The sequence below is a fragment of the Streptomyces sp. NPDC104831 genome (assembly GCF_055583025.1).
Window position 1 is genome coordinate 1 of sequence record NZ_JBVJOT010000148.1, and the last position, 1095, is coordinate 1095.

Below are 1095 nucleotides of genomic sequence, written 5' to 3' on the forward strand. Positions count from 1 at the left end.
TGTCGAGGCGGCGCGTGCGATGTTACAGCTCTATCAGGCTGATGATATAGCTGCGGAGCCGGTGACGAACTCGTCACCGGTCGAATCGCAAGCCTAGATTGAGTTCGCTAACGACTGCGTTATGGCAGGTCGATCCAGTTTTTTGCGGCGAGGGCATTCAAAGTGGGGAAGGACGGAGTCTTCAGCGCACGAGTGGGGTCTTTCGGTTGATAGGTGCTCACAAGGTCTGCCAATGATTTGTGCCAGGACGCCACGACCTTGAGAAAGTCGTAAACGTAAGTGTGCTTAATCTCTGTGTACGGATTTTGCTGAAGCTCAGTCAGCACCTTCAACATCGCATATTTTGGCATGAGGCCCTTGAGTGCAAACCACAGATTGACTGCGTCGTAGAGTTCCTGATTGAGTTTTGGAACGGTTTTGCCGTTGGAGGTCGAAGTCCCTCCACCGGTTCCGCCACCCGCTCCTCCGGAAGCCAGTGGAGGAGAGACGAATGGGTTGCTCAACGGCGGCAGCGGCACATTGGCGTGATTAGCACCAATTGCCTGCATCAAGGTCCGCAGCTCATGAGCACAGTGTTCGCCCATTGAGATTGCCCACTGGTGCGATGGATCAGTTTTTTCCGTTGCGAGAAATACAACCTGTACGTCCGTCAGTTCACCACAACACCCGTCGACGGTAACGCCTTCGGCAATCCGTGCGCGAGATATAGGAAGGAAGTCGTACTTGGTCAGATGTTCCTTTCTTTTCTCGTCACCACGGCAGTTCAAAGTAGGGGGTGTCCAAGGCATTTTCGTTCTCTAAATAGAAGGTACCGAGATATTGACCTGAGTGTTCGAGAATAATCTGCCGATGCCCCGCAGGACATCGATATCTTCCGAAAATTAGGGAAATATACCAATCCGTGGCTGCGTATGGGGGCGCGTCACGAAGCACACATGTTGGGGTGTCTGGATCAACATCCGCGGGCTGACCGAGTTTTAAGATCTGGCCAACTTCTGCTAGCGCTGACCGCAAGATTGTGTTCCTCGGCTGCGCGCCACTCTCCAGTCTTGCGATCTACTATCAACATACGTGTGTTGCCGCGCTTCGCGATGA

At 53.2% G+C, this 1095-nt stretch carries 1 protein-coding gene; it reads right to left on the reverse strand.

Translation table 11 applies throughout. The annotated features are described in order from the left end of the window. Nucleotides 1-119: 119 nt before the first annotated feature. On the reverse strand, nucleotides 120-788 hold the full coding sequence (locus tag ACZ63H_RS38640; RefSeq protein ID WP_198108017.1) for a hypothetical protein: 669 nt from the start codon (nucleotides 786-788) through the stop codon (nucleotides 120-122). Nucleotides 789-1095: the final 307 nt, after the last annotated feature.

What these genes read in the sequence shown, in the direction of transcription:
- ACZ63H_RS38640 (WP_198108017.1), bottom strand. Translation starts at nt 788, where the DNA reads ATGCCTTGGACACCCCCTACTTTGAACTGCCGTGGTGACGAGAAAAGA.